The sequence below is a fragment of the Mycobacterium sp. genome, assembly GCF_044223235.1.
Lineage (GTDB): Bacteria > Actinomycetota > Actinomycetes > Mycobacteriales > Mycobacteriaceae > Mycobacterium.
Genome location: NZ_JBGAME010000008.1, coordinates 139,824 through 154,900, shown reverse-complemented (window position 1 = coordinate 154,900; position 15,077 = coordinate 139,824). Strand labels below are relative to the sequence as shown.

The following is a 15,077-nucleotide window of genomic DNA, read 5'->3' as shown; positions in this document are numbered from 1 at the left end:
TTTCCTGCCCGCTGCTGCCCGACGCCGTCAGGTGTCGACGAACCACTTGCATTGCGGCGCATGACCTGAAAAGAGAAGACGTTCGATGACAACCATCATCCCCGAACCGTCACACGCGAAGCGCGAGCCCGGCCAGCTGGTGGAGATGGCGTGGGATCCGATCACGAGAATCGTCGGCAGCCTCGGCATCTACACCAAGATCGACTTCGACAACAAGGAAGTCGTCGAATGCCACAGCACATCGTCGATCTTCCGTGGCTATTCGATCTTCATGAAGGGTAAGGACCCCCGCGACGCCCATTTCATCACCAGCCGCATCTGCGGCATCTGCGGCGACAACCACGCCACCTGTTCGTGCTACTGCCAGAACATGGCATACGGCGTCAAGCCACCCCACCTCGGCGAATGGCTGATAAATCTCGGTGAGGCCGCAGAATACATGTTCGACCACAACATCTTCCAGGAGAACCTGGTCGGTGTGGACTACTGCGAGAAGATGGTCTCCGAGACCAATCCCGGCGTGCTTGCCAAGGCCGAGAACACCCAGTCCCCGCGGGCCGAAGCGCACGGTTACCGCACGATCGCCGACATCATGCGGGCCCTCAACCCGTTCACCGGCGAGTTCTACCGGGAGGCCCTACAGGTCAGCCGCTGGACCCGAGAGATGTTCTGCCTCATGGAGGGCAGGCACGTCCATCCATCCACGCTGTATCCGGGCGGCATCGGCACCACCGCGACGATCCAGCTGATGACCGACTACATGAGCCGGCTGATGCGCTACGTCGAGTTCATGAAGAAGGTCGTGCCCATGCACGACGACCTGTTCGACTTCTTCTACGAGGCCTTACCCGGCTACGACAAGGTCGGGCTGCGGCGTACCCTGCTCGGCTGCTGGGGTTCCTTCCAGGACCCCGCCGTCTGCAACTTCGCCTACCGGGACATGGAGCGCTGGGGTAACGCCATGTTCGTCACGCCCGGCGTGGTCGTCGACGGCAAACTGGTCACGCACTCGTTGGTGGACATCAACCTCGGTATCCGGATCCTGTTGGGCCACAGTTACTATGACGACTGGACCGACCAGGAGATGTTCGTCAAGACCGACCCGCTCGGCAACCCGATCGACCGCCGCCACCCGTGGAATCAGCACACCAACCCGAGGCCGCAGAAGCGCGACTTCGACGACAAGTACAGCTGGGTGATGGCACCGCGCTGGTTCGACGGCACGGACCACCTGGCGTTGGACACCGGCGGGGGTCCGCTGGCACGGCTGTGGGCAACCGCGCTGGCCGGGCTGGTGGACATCGGTTACGTCAAGGCCACCGGTCACAGCGTGCAGATCAATCTTCCGAAGACCGCGCTGAAGGGCCCGGTCGAATTCGAGTGGAGGATACCGCAATACGGCAGCAACACCATCGAGCGCAACCGGGCGCGGACCTACTTCCAGGCGTACTCCGCGGCCTGCGCGCTGCATTTCGCCGAGAAGGCGTTGGAAGAGATCCGCGCCGGCCGGACGAAGACGTGGGAGAAGTTCGAGGTGCCTGACGAAGGCATCGGCTGCGGATTCACCGAGGCGGTGCGCGGTGTGCTGAGCCACCACATGGTGATTCGAGACGGCAAGATCGCCAACTACCACCCGTATCCGCCGACGCCATGGAACGCCAATCCGCGGGACAGCTACGGCACGCCGGGACCCTACGAGGATGCCGTGCAGGGTCAACCCATCTTCGAGGAGAACGACAGGGAGCACTTCAAGGGCATCGACATCATGCGCACGGTGCGCAGCTTCGATCCGTGCCTTCCGTGTGGGGTGCACATGTATCTCGGTGACGGAAAGACCTTGGAAAGACTGCATTCTCCGACTCAGACCGCGACCGGGGAATAGCGTATGCCGCCCGCTCATCCCCCAGGCCTCAACGGACCCGAGGACGACACCCAGTGGCGCGCAGCGGGCGAACGGATCCAGACACTGCTCGACGCCAGTGCGTCGGGCGGGGTCGCGGCGCGGGAACGCGCCGAACAGCTGGTCCGCGAGGTGACTGATCTCTACGGCGCGGGGCTGCAGCGCATTCTCGCGATGGCGACCTCCGCCGATCCAGGCCTTGCGGACCGGCTCGCCGCCGACGACCTGGTGGCCAGTCTGCTCCTCGTGCACGGTCTGCATCCATACGACATCGAACGGCGCGTCGCCGACGCGCTGGACAGCGTGCGGCCGTACCTCGGATCGCATGGCGGCGATGTGCATCTGCTTGGCGTCGACCCAGGGCCCGACGGTGACTACGTGGTACGCCTGCAGTTCGCGGGGAGCTGCAAGAGCTGCCCGTCCTCGGCGGTCACGCTCGAGTTGGCGGTCCAGGATGCGGTCCGCGCCGCAGCTCCCGAGATCGGCTCCATCGAGGTGATCTCCGCACCGCAGGCCGAGCCGGGCGTCATACCGCCCGACTCGCTGCTCGGCCGCGTCCACGCCAACGGGCACAAGGCATCCTGGCAACCGGTACCCGAACTGGCCGAGCTGGCACCAGGCGAGGTCGGTGGGTTCTCCGTCGCAGGCACCGTGGTGCTGGCCTGCCGGGTGGGTGCCGATGTCGGTGGCGATGTCGGTGGCGATGTCGGTGACAATGTCGGTGACAATGTCTACGCCTATGCCGACCGATGCCCGAACTGCACCGGCTCGCTGGCGGGCACCCACCTCGACGGGGCGGTGTTGGCCTGTCCATGCTGCGGCACCGGGTACGACGTCGTGCACGCCGGGGCGGCTGTGACCGGCGATCGCGACGGTCATCTCGAGCCGATTCCGGTCCTCGTCCGCGGCGGCGTGCTGTCCATGGCCGTGCCCGAGGAGGTGGCGTGATGGGCGGGGCCACCGCGGACGTGAGGAGCGAAAGAGCCACCGCGGACGTGAGGAGCGAAAAAGCCACCGCGGACGTGAGGAGCGAAAAGCTCACCGGGACAACGGATGTCTCGGCCGTCCTGGCGCGTATCCGGGCGAATCGCGGCAGTCCCCAGCCCGCGGGCGAACGCTGTGAGATGTGCTCGGAGGCCATCGCTGACGAACACCAGCATGTGGTGAATGTCGAAGGGCGCCAACTGATGTGCGTCTGCCGCGGCTGCTATCTCCTGTTTACCGATACGCATGCCGACCTGCGCTACCGGTCCGTACCCGACCGGTATCTGGCGTTGACCGACTTCGCCCTGGACCGCCGCCGGTGGGACGCGCTGCAGATCCCGGTGGGTCTGGCGTTCCTCTTCCGCAATTCGGCGCTCGGCCGGGTCGTCGCGTTCTATCCCGGCCCGGCCGGTGCTACGGAATCGGAGCTGGATCTGGCCGCCTGGAATGACATCCGGGCCGCCGACCCGCGGGTGGACCTCCTCGCCGACGACACCGAAGCGCTGCTGATCCGGGTGCCGCCACAAGACCCGGACGACGCTGACGACGACGCGCCGAGCTGCTATCTGCTGCCAATCGACGCGTGCTATGAGTTCGTCGGCCGCCTGCGGATGCTGTGGCGCGGCTTCGACGGCGGCCAGGACGCCCGGACCTTCATCGCCGAGTTCTTCGGTGCGCTCGACGAGCGCAGCAAGGTGGCGGCCCGATGACCGATCCGACGGAGGTGACCTTCGCGGTGCTGGACGTGGCGCCGGAGGCGTTCGCCGTCTCCCCGATGCTCACAGCGCGGGTCGGGATCGCCGCGATGGGTGATTCGCCGATTCACGCGATCGCGCTGCGTTGCCAGGTCCGTATCGACCCGGGCCGCCGGGCCTACTCCGACGCGGAGGCCAACGGACTGGCCGACCTGTTCGGGCCGCGGGATCGCTGGGCCACCACACAGCACACCTTCCTCTGGCAGCACGCGGCGGCGATGGTGCCTGGGTTCACCAGCGCCACCCAGGTGGAACTGCCCCTCGAGTGCACCTACGACTTCGAGGTCGCCGCAGCCAAGTACCTCCACGCGCTGCGTGACGGGACGGTTCCGCTGCAATTCCTGTTCAGCGGAACGATTTTCGTCCAGGGTCAGCGCGGATTCTCCGTCCAGCAGGTGCCGTGGGACCGCGAGGACCGCTACGACATGCCGGTGTCGGTGTGGCACGACCTCATCCGGCAGCACTATCCGGGCACGGGTTGGGTGCGGCTCAACCACGACACCGTTACCGCGCTGGGTGCGTACCGGTCCGCGCACGGGATGCTGTCGTTCGACGAGGCCGTCAGTGCGCTCATCACCGCCGCGGGGGCCGACCGATGAGCGCTTGCGCGAAGAGCAGAAGGCACCGATGAGCGCCGGCTGGGAGCGTGCCCGCGCCGTCGCCGACGCCGTCCTCTACGAGGGGTACCTGTTGTACCCGTACCGGGCGACGTCACGCAAGAACCAGACCCGTTGGCAATTCGGCGTGCTGGGACCGCCGGGTGCGGAGTCGGTGGGTATCGGCGAGAACGCCACGCTGTCAACGCAACTGCTCGTACGCCCACTCGGCGCCGCGGCGCTGTCAGTGGTGGTTCGCTTTCTGCAGCTGCAACATCGCGGTGCCGAAAGGGATCTGGGCAACGGCTCGTTCGAACCCGTCACGGAGCTGACGTGCGGGTCCCAAACATGGTTGAGCTGGGATGAGGCAGTCGACCGCGAGGTGACAACCGGCCTCTTGCGGGTGGCGACCCTGCCGCACGGGGTGGATATCTCCATCCCAGGGGGCGTCGACATCGATCCGGTGGACGGCGGCAGGCTGGTGCGCACCCGCCGCGAACTGAGGGGCAGGCTCGCGATGTCCGCCGAACACGACGGAGATCTGGTCCGCATCACCCTCGACGTCGAGAACACCGCGCCCCCCGCCGCGGACAAGGACGACGCGATCGCGGTGTCGATGATCGGCACGCACCTCATCGTCGAGGTCACCGATGGCGAACTCGTCTCGCTGCTCGAACCGCCGGACGGGGCCACCGCAGCCGCGGGGCGATGCCGGCAGCACCGCTGTTTTCCCGTCCTTGCCGGCCCGCCCGGCGACCACAGCCTGTGCCTGGTGTCGCCGATCATCCTCTACGACCATCCCGAGATCGCCGAACAGAGCGGCGGCGACCTCTACGACTCCACCGAGATCGACGAGATTCTCACCCTGCGGGTGATGACCATGACCGACGAGGAGAAGGCGCAAGCCCGCGCCACCGACCCCCGCGCCGCGCAGATCATCGACAGATGCGATTCGATGACACCCGAGGCGATGCTGAACCTGCACGGGGTGCTGCGTGACCCGCATGCCGGAACCCTGGGCCTTGGGCTCATTCCCGAGATTCCCGACGGCATCGACTGGTGGGATCCGCTGGCGGACAATGCGGTGCGTCCGGAGATCGACGCCGTGCTGGTCAACGGGATTCGGGTGACCCGTGGCAGCCGGGTCCGGCTGCGGCCGTCGCGCCGCGCCGACGCGCAGGATCTGTTCTTCGCGGGCCGCGTCGCGCGGGTGACCTCGGTGCACGAGGACGTCGACGGCGACCAGCACGTCGGCGTGGTGCTGGAGGACGACCCCGGCGCCGATCTGCACGAATGGTATGGCCGGTACCTGTACTTCGCACCTGATGAAGTCGAACCACTCAGTGAAAGGAGTGCGCAATGGAGACACTAGGTTGGGTGGCGGTCGGTGTTGTCGCCGCAGTCATCGTGGCCGGGGCGCTGGTGGGAGTTCGTTCCATTCCGGATGCCAAGCGTTACATGAGAATGCGCAGGATGTAGCACCCGAAGACAACGGGACACACGACAGATGGAGAGGCCATCACCCGGATACTGGTAGCCGGGATCGGCAACATCTTCCTCGGGGACGACGGATTCGGCTCCGAGGTGCTTCGTCATGTCGAGCGGTCCGGTGACCCGTGCGTCCGGGTCGTCGACTACGGCATCGGCGGGATGCATCTGGCCTACGATCTGCTGGACGGATACGACGCGCTCGTCCTTGTCGACGCGCTCCCCGACCGCGGCGCACCCGGCACCCTGCATGTCTTCGAGGCCGACCACGAAAGCCTCACGACGACAACAGGTGTCGACGCGCATGCGATGGACCCGGCGGCGGTGTTCGGCAGCCTGGCGGCGTTGGGCGGCTCGCCGCCGCACACCGTCGTGATCGGCTGTGAGGTGCGTACCGTCGAGGAGGGCATCGGCCTGTCGGAGGAAGTGGCCGCGGCCGTTCCCGGGGCGGTCCGCGCGGTCGGCGAGGTCGTGGAGCTCCTGACGACGCCGGTGCGGGAGGGCTGAACCATGTGTCTGGGCATACCCGGCCAGGTCATCGGCATGCTGAACGGCTACGGCGGACAGCTGGCACTCGTCGACGTCGCGGGCCAGCAGCGCAAGGTCAACGTCGGGATGCTGCCGGAAGAGACCTTCTCCCCCGGCGACTGGGTGATCATCCACATGGGGTTCGTCGTCGAGAAGACCGACAGGACGGGCGCCGATGCGGCGATGGCGGGCCTGCGGCTGATGGGTGCGGGTCCGGCGTCGGGCGATGAGGCCGAGGGCCCGCCATGACGGGACAGCGCGAAGCGGACGCCAATCGCGCGTTGGGCCCGCGCCGCCGGCTGGTGCTGACCGTCCGCGGTGTGGTCCAGGGCGTGGGCTTCCGGCCGTTCGTCTACACCACCGCCGCGGCCTTCGGCCTGTCCGGATCGGTGCGCAACGACAGTTCGGGCGCCGTGATCGAAGTCGAGGGCGCCACCGACGACCTCGAGGGCTTCATGGCGACCCTGCGTGAGCGTCCTCCGCCGCTGGCGGTCATCGAATCGATTGACAGTCAACCGATCCCGCTCGCCGGCGGCACCGGCTTCACCATCGGCGACTCGTCGCGCTCCGGCGGCCGCACCCTGGCCTCTCCCGACGTCGCCATGTGCGCCGACTGCGCCGCAGAACAACGCGATCCGGCCAACCGACGCCACCGGCACGCCTTCGTCAACTGCACCAACTGCGGGCCCCGCTTCACCATCATCGCCTCGCTGCCCTACGACCGCCCGGCCACGACGATGGCGGGCTTCCCGATGTGCGCCGAGTGCCTGCGCGAATACTCCGATCCCGCCGACCGCCGGTTCCACGCACAACCCATCTGCTGCCCCGCCTGCGGCCCTACGCTGCAATACCGCGACCGGCAGGGCGGTGTCAAAGGGGACGCGCTGCGCCTGGCCAGGCAGCTGCTGCGCGACGGGGGTGTGCTCGCCGTCAAGGGCATCGGCGGATACCACCTGGCCTGCGATGCCGCCGACGACTCGGCCGTCGCCGAGTTGCGCAGACGGAAGCGCCGGGGCGACAAGCCCTTTGCGGTGATGGTCACCGATCTCGGCGCCGCCCGCCGGCTGGTGACAGTCGACGACGCGTCGGCCCGGGTGCTGTGCGGCCCCCGTCGGCCCATCGTCCTGCTCCCGAGGCGACCTGGCGCCTCGGTCGCCGACGCCGTCGCGCCGCGCAACCCGGACCTCGGCGTCATGCTCGCGTATACCCCGCTGCACACCCTGCTGTTCGGCCTGCCCGGCGACACGCCCGGCCCAGAGGTGCTGGTGATGACATCGGGCAACCTGGGCGGCGAGCCGATCTGCTTCACCGATGACGACGCCGCCGATCGCCTGGCCGGCCTGGCCGACGGCTGGCTGATGCACGACCGCCCCATCCTGGTGCCGTGCGACGATTCCGTCGTCCGTGTGATCATCTCCCCCGACGGTGCCACCGAGCTGCCGATCCGGCGTTCGCGGGGGTACGCACCGCTGCCCGTGGCGCTTCCCGTGCCGGTGCCGCCCACCCTGGCGGTCGGGGCGGATCTCAAGAACACCATGGCGGTGGCAGAGGGCAACTATGCGTGGCTCAGTCAGCACATCGGCGACATGGATGATCTCGCCACCCTGTCGGCGTTCGATTCGGCCGAGCGCCATCTGCGCGCCCTGACCGGCGTCGACGCCGGGGTGCTCGTCGCCGACGGCCATCCGCTGTACCGATCGGCGGCGTGGGCGCATCGCAACGCCGCAGACCGCCCGGTGCGCACGGTGCAGCATCACCACGCCCACATCGCGGCCGTGATGGCCGAGCACGGCATGGACGGCTCGCGTCGGGTTCTCGGATTCGCCTTCGACGGAACAGGTTACGGTCCGGACGGTGCCGTGTGGGGCGGCGAGGTGCTGCTCGCCGACTACAAGGACTACCGCAGGCTCGCCGCCCTGCGGTATGTGCCTCTTGCGGGCGGTGACGTCAGCGTGCTGCGCCCCTACCGCATGGCGCTGGCGCATCTGTGGGCGGCCGGACTGCCCTGGGACGACGACCTTCCGCCGGTCCGGGCGTGCCCGCCCGATGAGCGAAAGGTGCTGCGTCATCAGCTCGAGACCGGCTTGGGCTGCGTGCCGACCTCAAGCATGGGCCGCCTGTTCGACGCCGTGTCGGCACTCGCCGGCGTCCGCCAGGAGGTGGCCTACGAGGCGCAGGCCGCCATCGAACTCGAGGGCCTCGCGCGCGGATCAGACGCCGCCGGTGGTCGCTACACCTTCGCCATCGGCCGCGAGAAGCCATACGCGGTGGTCGACCCGGCTCCTGTGCTGGCCGCGGTGATCGCCGATGTCCGCGCCGGTGTGTCCGCAGGCGTGATCGGCGCGCGGTTCCACCATGCGGTCGCTGCGCTGATCGTCGAACTCGCCGCGATCGAGCCCGCCGGTCCGTACCCGATAGCGCTTTCCGGTGGCGTGTTCCAGAACGCGCTGCTGCTGGGAATGACGTTGAACGGATTGCGCGCCAACGGCTTCGAGGCGATCACTCACCGGCTGGTACCGCCCAACGACGGCGGCATCGCGCTGGGTCAGCTGATGGTGGGAAATTCGGGGTAGACGGGGGCCAAGACTTCAGGAGAAAGGAGTCGCTGATGTGTTTGGCGGTACCGGGGAAGATCGTGCGCATCGAGGAGTGTGACGGGACGCTGATGTCGATCGTCGACTTCGGCGGCGTCCAGAAGGACGTGTGCCTGCAGTACCTGCCCGACGCCGAGATTGGCCAATATGTGGTTGTCCATGTGGGTTTCGCGATCCAGCGCCTCGATGAGGAGTCGGCCAAACGCACACTGGACGAGTTCGAGCACCTCGGGGTGCTCAAGGAGGAGTTCGGCGACGGGTTCGAGCTGGCCGCCAGGCAGGCCGGCGTGGCCAACCCCGCCGTGGCGGAGCTGGCCGATGGCCGCAACAACGGAAGTGCCGGGGTGAAGTGATGAAGTATCTCGACGAATTCAGCGATCCCGCACTTGCGGGCAAGCTCATCGAGCAGATCAAACGGTCCACAAGCAGGCGCTGGGCGATCATGGAAGTCTGTGGCGGACAAACGCATTCGATCATACGCCACGGCATCGACCAGCTGCTTCCCGACGAGATCGAGATGATCCACGGACCCGGCTGCCCGGTGTGCGTGACGCCATTGGAGATCATCGACAAGGCCCTGGAGATCGCATCGAGGCCCGACGTCATCTTCTGCTCATTCGGCGACATGCTGCGCGTCCCGGGCAGTGCGAAGGATCTGTTCCGGATCAAGAGCCAGGGCGGTGACGTACGGGTCGTCTATTCGCCCCTGGACGCGCTGACCATCGCCAGGGACAACCCCCACAAGCAGGTCGTCTTCTTCGGTATCGGCTTCGAGACCACCGCGCCCGCAAACGCGATGACTGTCTATCAGGCCAAGCGGCTGGGAATCGAGAACTTCTCGCTGCTGGTGTCGCATGTGTTGGTACCGCCCGCGATCTCGGCGATCATGGAGTCTCCGACCTGCCGCGTGCAGGCGTTCCTGGCAGCCGGGCATGTGTGCACGGTGATGGGCACCGACGAGTATCCCCCACTGTGCGACAAGTACGGGATACCCATTGTGGTCACGGGTTTCGAGCCGCTGGACATTCTCGAGGGCATTCGCCGCACGGTGCTGCAACTCGAGTCCGACCGCCACGAGCTGGAGAACGCCTACCCGCGCGCGGTACAGGACGGCGGGAACTCGGCCGCGAAGGCCATGCTGCTCGACGTCTTCGAGGTCACCGACCGCAGCTGGCGCGGAATCGGGATGATCCCGAGCAGCGGTTGGCGGCTTTCGCACGCCTACCGCGACTATGACGCGGAGTACCGGTTCGCCGTCACCGATATCCACACCGAGGAGTCGGCGGTGTGCCGGTCCGGTGAGGTGCTGCAGGGGTTGATCAAACCGCACGAGTGCGCCGCGTTCGGTACGCAATGCACTCCGCGAAACCCGTTGGGCGCCACCATGGTGTCCTCGGAGGGTGCGTGCGCGGCCTACTACCTGTACCGGCGTCTCGAGATCTCCCATGCCTGAACCGTCGACGCGGCAGGCCGACATCGACATGGAGGCCTGGGTGTGCCCGGCGCCGCTGCGGGATGCCCCCAACATCGTGATGGGCCACGGCGGCGGCGGGGCGATGTCCGCTGAGCTGATCGAGCACCTGTTCCTGCCCGCGTTCGGCCCGGCCGCCGAGGCGGGGATGGGCGATTCGGCGGTTGTCGACGTCGGTGGCGCCCGGCTGGCGTTCTCCACCGACTCGTTCGTCGTCAAACCGATGGTGTTTCCCGGCGGCACCATCGGCGACCTGGCGGTCAACGGGACCGTCAACGACCTGGCGATGGCGGGTGCGACGCCGCTGGCGCTGTCGACGGCGTTCATCCTCGAGGAAGGCACCGCTCTCGACGAGCTGGCTCGGGTTGCGCAGGCGCTGGGTACGGCGGCCCTGGCGGCCGGGGTGAAGCTCGTCACCGGTGACACCAAGGTGGTCGACGCCGGTCACGGGGACGGGGTGTACATCAACACCGCGGGGATCGGCCTGGTCGATGCGCGCGCCGACATCCGGCCGCAGCGCGCCTCAGTCGGCGACGTCGTGATCGTCAGCGGCGACATCGGCGTGCACGGCGTGGCGGTGATGAGCTGCCGGGAGGGTCTTGAGTTCGCCACCACCGTGACCAGCGACACCGCACCCCTGCACGGCCTGGTCTCCGCGATGATCGACACCGGCGCGGACATCCACACGCTGCGGGATCCGACGCGCGGCGGTATGGCCGCGACGCTGAACGAGATCGCCAGATCGGCGCGCGTGGGTGTGTCGCTGGATGAGCGGAGCCTGCCGATCCCCACCGAGGTCCGCGACGCCTGCGGCCTGCTCGGCCTCGACCCGCTCTACGTCGCCAACGAGGGCAAGCTGGTCGCGTTCGTCCCGCCCGACGACGCCGAACGGGTACTGGCGGCCATGCGCGCCCACCCCCAGGGCGCCCGCTCGACGGTAATCGGGCGTTGCGTGGCCGAGCATCCGGGCATGGTGGTGGCGCGAACGGCGCTCGGCGGCAACCGTGTCGTCGATCTGCCGATCGGCGAGCAGCTGCCCCGGATCTGCTGATGACGGGGGCCGATCGGTTCACCGGCCGCGGGTTGTTCGCGCGGTACGCCTTTCCGCCCAACGAGCTCGGCTACTGCGGACCGGGAGGTACCAGCCACGAGGAGCTCGGGGCGCATGCGCGGGAATTCGACGGCGCCTGGCCGTATCTGGAGGCGATCGCCGCGGCGGGCGGCATCACCGATCCGCTGGACCCCGACGTCGTCACCGCATACTGGGTGGGCGGGCCGAAGTTGGCGTCGGTCGACCCGGAACAGTTACTGACCCGGTTGCGTGGCGCGTTCGCCGGCCAGGTGACCGGACTGCTCGGCGACCTGGACACCTCGGCGCCCGTGTTGGCGCACCACAGCTTTCACGTGTTCGTGGTGTACCCGTGGGTGCGATTTCTGAGTCCCAGCACCGACAATGCCACCCCGCTTCGCGTTCTGCAGGATTGCCGGATTCGTTGGGGCACAGTTGAATCCGTTGAAACCGAGCATGCGGTCATCGCCAGCCGGCCGCTGAGGTTCCGAGACGGCGAATTGGCCGTCGGCGAGGCTTGTTCCGAGCGCGTGCGGTGGCGTAGGGACGGCGTCGCCCTGATGCCCTCGGCACCGGCGCCCGGTGAGATCGTCGCCGCGCATTGGGACTGGGTGTGCGCGACGCTCGGTGTGGCCGACGCGCACGCGCTGGACACCGCCACGCAGGCGACCCTCGACCTGGTCAACGCCGCCCGCTCCGCACCCCGCGAGCAGACGCAAACGCGCCTCGGCCACGGCGTGTTGCGGTAATTTTGCGTCTGCTCGGCGGGTGGATTGAGTCACCATTGTTCGCGCGGGACGTCGAAGTCGGCGCACAGCGCGCGCCAAACGTCGCGCGGTTCCGCACCATCCTCGATCGCCTGCGCGGCGGTGCGCCCGCCCAGCGCCGACAACACGTGGTCGACGAGCAGCGACGGACCCCGGACGGGGCCGAACTGCCCCTCGACGAGTTCATTGAATTCCGTCAATCGCACCAGATCAACCTACGCCGACGGGGTGAGCGCTTCTTGGCACACTCGTACCGGATCGGACACATCGGCCGCCGTGGCCGCGGCCCGTCGCGCCGCGTCGCGATAACTCAGCGAGGACAGCACCTCACTTACCGCCACGCCCAGCGTCTCCGCCGTCAGCGGCCGCACCAGCCGCGCACTACCCTGGCGCACAACACGATTGGCAATCTCCCACTGGTCACCCCCGCCGGGAACCACAACCAGCGGGACCCCTGCCAGCAGCGTCTTGGACACAATGCCATGCCCTCCGCCGCAGATCACCAGATCCGCGCGGGACAGGAGTTCGTCCTGGCGGCCCAGGCCAGCGGCCGCCCACGGGGGCAGGTCCGCATCGGGTCCCTCCAGCCGTGACACCACCAGCCGGGCGCCGTCGGGCAGCCCCGCGCCAGGGGCCAGCGTGTCCAGCGCCACATCGACGAGCCCGGCGGCGCCCGTAACCGCCGTCGACGGTGCGACCACCACCACCGGCCCCGGGCCCGCGGGCACGTCCAGCACCGCCGTCGTCGGCTCGAAATGCAGCGGACCCACCACGACCGCCTCCGGCGGCCAGTCCGGTCGCGGCACCTCGAGGGCGGGCAGGGTGGCGATCAGCCGCACCTGCGGACCGGGGTCCTCACCGGGCAGGCCGATCTCCACCCGCACGGCCGAGCGCTGGCGCAGGCCTTCCCGCCACGACCGGGCGGTCAGCGCGCGCATGACCGTGTCACGTAACCGGCCGCGGATCCCGACGCCGGGCGCCAGCCCACTGCCCAGCGGTGGCAGCCCCTTCGACGGCCGGTACAGCGGGTGGGGGTTCAGCTCGATCCACGGCACACCGAGCAACTCGGCGGCCAATCCGCCGCAGGCGGTGATGACATCCGACACCACGAGCTCGGGTGCGAGCTCGTGGAGCACGGGTGCGTTGAGTACGGCCATCCGGCCCGCGCGCCGATGGATCTTTGCACCCGCGTCGGTGTCGTCGTCGGCGTCGGTCGGATCAAGACCCCGAAGTTCGACAGCAGCGATGCCGGCGGCGCGTGCGGTGTCGAGCCAGCGGGTACCGGTCAGCAGCGTCGGCGCGTCACCGGCGGCCAGGAATCTCAGACACAGGGCGAGGGCAGGAAACGCATGACCAGGGTCGGGTCCGGCCACCACAGCGACACGCATCGGAGTCAGAGTGCCACAGCCAGGGGTTAGGCTGCCATTCATGACGGAGCCGACGTGTGCGCACGCGCCGACCGCGACGAGTCCGCTGCGGGAGCAGTTCTGGGGGTTCGGCGTCTTCGCGGTGCGAGACGGCCGCATCACGCTGTGGCGCGATTACTTCGACTTCGTGAGCATCGTCAAGGCCATCAAGGCCATCAGGACCGTCGTGCGGGCAGTCGCGGCAACCGCCGTACCCGCACTGCGGCCATCGTTTTGAGGAAGGTGCGGCGCGAACGTGAGCAAGGACACATCCCGGACCAAACCCAATTTCGTGGAGTACATCACCTACTGCTACGGACGGCGGCTCCCCGATTCCATGCGGCAGTGGGTGGCCGATGACCTCGCGGGCAGGGGCGCGACCCGGCGCATGATGGTGCGCGTATTCATCCCGGCCGTGCTGGTGCTCGCGCCGTTCTGGCTGATCCCCACGACGCTGTACGTCCACCTGGGGATGACCATCCCCATCCTCATCCCGTTCGTGTTCTTCTCGCACGCCCTCAACAAGGTGTGGCGCCGCCACATGCTGCGCAAGCACAACCTGGACCCCGACCTCGTCGACTACATCTCCCGGGAGAAGAACGCCCACGTGCACCAGGCGTACATCGAAAAGTACGGGCCCCGGCCCGATTCGGTCCGGCGCAGCAGCCACGACATCTGAGCGGCGCCGTTGGGGCGGATCAGGCGCCGCGCAACCGGCCCAGTTCGTCGAAGGCGCTCGCCCAGCCCAGCAGCCGGTCCGTCGCATCCACCACGTCGTCGCGGTACCGCTGGCCGTTAATCCTGCCACTGATCGGTGACGCGTTGGCGGCCGACACCAATTGAGCAGCGGCGGTGACCATTTCGTTGTACTGCCGTACCCCGGTATCCATTTGCGCGACCAGCGCGCCGACGGTCGGGCGCAGTTGCGAACGTGAATACGGCGCCGAGCTCATCGCGCGTTCCATCGCAACCACCTCATTGGCGGTCGCGGCCATGGTTTCCGCGGTGCGGTTGGCCGCAACGGTCAGCTCGCGCAGTTCGTCAGCTGGCAGCATCCGGCCCCGGTCCATGACACCGAGCAGGGAGAACAGCCCACGCTCCGAAGCGACCAGCGCGGCCATCGGCGCCCGCGCCGCCGAACCCCACGGCGGCAGCCGCCGGCCCGCCCTGGACCGCTCGGGTGGCAGCGGCGCGGCCCGCAGCCAGCGGTACCGCAAGAGCAACAGGGTCGCCGGGAACGCGGCGCCCGCGGCGATCGACCCGGTGATGATCAGCACCCACACCGGTGTGCTCCACGCCGCGAGCAGCGCCGTGACCAGCACCCAGAACACGCTCGCGATCGCGAAGAACACGCCGATGCGCGCCGCCCAGCGTCGCTTCCGCAGCAGTTTGGCGCGCGGATCGGCGGCGGCGTTGAGCTTTTCGGCGACGACGTCTGAGATCTCGGCGGCGGTGTCGACGCCGCGCTGCATCAGGGAGCGCCAGGTGCCGGTGCGTGGATTCACTGTCATCGTCTGGA

Annotated in this window: 17 protein-coding genes and 1 pseudogene; 15 read left to right on the top strand and 3 right to left on the bottom strand. The window is 68.2% G+C overall.

Annotated elements, in window-relative coordinates:
* Window positions 1–85: 85 nt before the first annotated feature.
* The 13 genes from ADBZ6K_RS13875 (at window position 86) to ADBZ6K_RS13815 (ending at window position 12,134) form a co-directional block, all read left to right on the top strand.
* Window positions 86–1,882 (top strand): nickel-dependent hydrogenase large subunit, encoded by a 1,797-nt coding sequence (locus ADBZ6K_RS13875; protein WP_526347538.1) that lies wholly within the window; start codon window positions 86–88, stop codon window positions 1,880–1,882.
* A 3-nt stretch (window positions 1,883–1,885) separates the two neighbouring features.
* Window positions 1,886–2,848, top strand: coding sequence for a NifU-related iron-sulfur-binding protein (locus ADBZ6K_RS13870; protein WP_526347536.1), 963 nt, complete (start codon window positions 1,886–1,888; stop codon window positions 2,846–2,848).
* Between the two features lie 74 nt (window positions 2,849–2,922).
* Window positions 2,923–3,594 carry a DUF5947 family protein gene (locus ADBZ6K_RS13865; protein WP_526347576.1) on the top strand — a complete coding sequence of 224 codons (672 nt, stop codon included), beginning with the start codon at window positions 2,923–2,925 and terminating at the stop codon, window positions 3,592–3,594.
* A complete protein-coding gene (locus ADBZ6K_RS13860; protein ID WP_526347534.1) occupies window positions 3,591–4,238 on the top strand; it encodes a DUF6084 family protein in 648 nt (215 codons plus the stop codon). Before ADBZ6K_RS13865 ends, ADBZ6K_RS13860 begins: the two co-directional genes overlap by 4 nt.
* 28 nt (window positions 4,239–4,266) lie before the next feature.
* Window positions 4,267–5,607 carry a hypothetical protein gene (locus ADBZ6K_RS13855; protein WP_526347532.1) on the top strand — a complete coding sequence of 447 codons (1,341 nt, stop codon included), beginning with the start codon at window positions 4,267–4,269 and terminating at the stop codon, window positions 5,605–5,607.
* Window positions 5,595–5,714 carry a DUF6893 family small protein gene (locus ADBZ6K_RS13850; RefSeq protein WP_526347530.1) on the top strand — a complete coding sequence of 40 codons (120 nt, stop codon included), beginning with the start codon at window positions 5,595–5,597 and terminating at the stop codon, window positions 5,712–5,714. Before ADBZ6K_RS13855 ends, ADBZ6K_RS13850 begins: the two co-directional genes overlap by 13 nt.
* Before the next feature lie 39 nt (window positions 5,715–5,753).
* Window positions 5,754–6,230, top strand: coding sequence for a hydrogenase maturation protease (locus ADBZ6K_RS13845; RefSeq protein WP_526347574.1), 477 nt, complete (start codon window positions 5,754–5,756; stop codon window positions 6,228–6,230).
* Window positions 6,231–6,233: 3 nt separating this feature from the next.
* Window positions 6,234–6,500, top strand: coding sequence for a HypC/HybG/HupF family hydrogenase formation chaperone (locus ADBZ6K_RS13840; protein ID WP_526347528.1), 267 nt, complete (start codon window positions 6,234–6,236; stop codon window positions 6,498–6,500).
* The gene (gene hypF, locus ADBZ6K_RS13835) at window positions 6,497–8,824 is read left to right on the top strand and encodes a carbamoyltransferase HypF (RefSeq protein WP_526347526.1); all 2,328 of its coding nucleotides are present in this window, start codon (window positions 6,497–6,499) and stop codon (window positions 8,822–8,824) included. The genes ADBZ6K_RS13840 and hypF overlap by 4 nt, the downstream gene beginning before the upstream one ends.
* Before the next feature lie 35 nt (window positions 8,825–8,859).
* Window positions 8,860–9,198 carry a HypC/HybG/HupF family hydrogenase formation chaperone gene (locus ADBZ6K_RS13830; RefSeq protein ID WP_526347524.1) on the top strand — a complete coding sequence of 113 codons (339 nt, stop codon included), beginning with the start codon at window positions 8,860–8,862 and terminating at the stop codon, window positions 9,196–9,198.
* Entirely contained in the window at window positions 9,198–10,298 is a 1,101-nt protein-coding gene (gene hypD / locus ADBZ6K_RS13825) for a hydrogenase formation protein HypD (protein ID WP_526347522.1), read from the top strand. The genes ADBZ6K_RS13830 and hypD overlap by 1 nt, the downstream gene beginning before the upstream one ends.
* Window positions 10,291–11,367 (top strand): hydrogenase expression/formation protein HypE, encoded by a 1,077-nt coding sequence (hypE, locus tag ADBZ6K_RS13820; RefSeq protein WP_526347520.1) that lies wholly within the window; start codon window positions 10,291–10,293, stop codon window positions 11,365–11,367. Before hypD ends, hypE begins: the two co-directional genes overlap by 8 nt.
* Complete coding sequence (locus ADBZ6K_RS13815) at window positions 11,367–12,134, top strand: DUF6390 family protein (protein ID WP_526347518.1); 768 nt, start codon at window positions 11,367–11,369, stop codon at window positions 12,132–12,134. The genes hypE and ADBZ6K_RS13815 overlap by 1 nt, the downstream gene beginning before the upstream one ends.
* Window positions 12,135–12,163: 29 nt before the next feature.
* On the opposite strand, the gene ADBZ6K_RS13810 is transcribed toward ADBZ6K_RS13815, so the two are convergent.
* Window positions 12,164–12,358 (bottom strand): DUF3046 domain-containing protein, encoded by a 195-nt coding sequence (locus ADBZ6K_RS13810; RefSeq protein WP_526347516.1) that lies wholly within the window; start codon window positions 12,356–12,358, stop codon window positions 12,164–12,166.
* A gap of 9 nt (window positions 12,359–12,367) precedes the next feature.
* Complete coding sequence (locus tag ADBZ6K_RS13805; RefSeq protein WP_526347514.1) at window positions 12,368–13,540, bottom strand: glycosyltransferase; 1,173 nt, start codon at window positions 13,538–13,540, stop codon at window positions 12,368–12,370.
* Between the two features lie 82 nt (window positions 13,541–13,622).
* On the opposite strand from ADBZ6K_RS13805, the pseudogene ADBZ6K_RS13800 reads away from it, so the two are divergent.
* Both ADBZ6K_RS13800 and ADBZ6K_RS13795 read left to right on the top strand, forming a co-directional pair.
* Window positions 13,623–13,796: pseudogene (locus ADBZ6K_RS13800) on the top strand (limonene-1,2-epoxide hydrolase family protein); the annotation flags it as partial.
* Window positions 13,797–13,814: 18 nt separating this feature from the next.
* Window positions 13,815–14,237, top strand: coding sequence for a DUF5313 family protein (locus ADBZ6K_RS13795; RefSeq protein ID WP_526347512.1), 423 nt, complete (start codon window positions 13,815–13,817; stop codon window positions 14,235–14,237).
* 19 nt (window positions 14,238–14,256) lie between these two features.
* On the opposite strand, the gene pspM is transcribed toward ADBZ6K_RS13795, so the two are convergent.
* Window positions 14,257–15,069 (bottom strand): phage shock envelope stress response protein PspM, encoded by an 813-nt coding sequence (gene pspM / locus ADBZ6K_RS13790; RefSeq protein WP_526347510.1) that lies wholly within the window; start codon window positions 15,067–15,069, stop codon window positions 14,257–14,259.
* Between the last annotated feature and the right edge of the window lie 8 nt (window positions 15,070–15,077).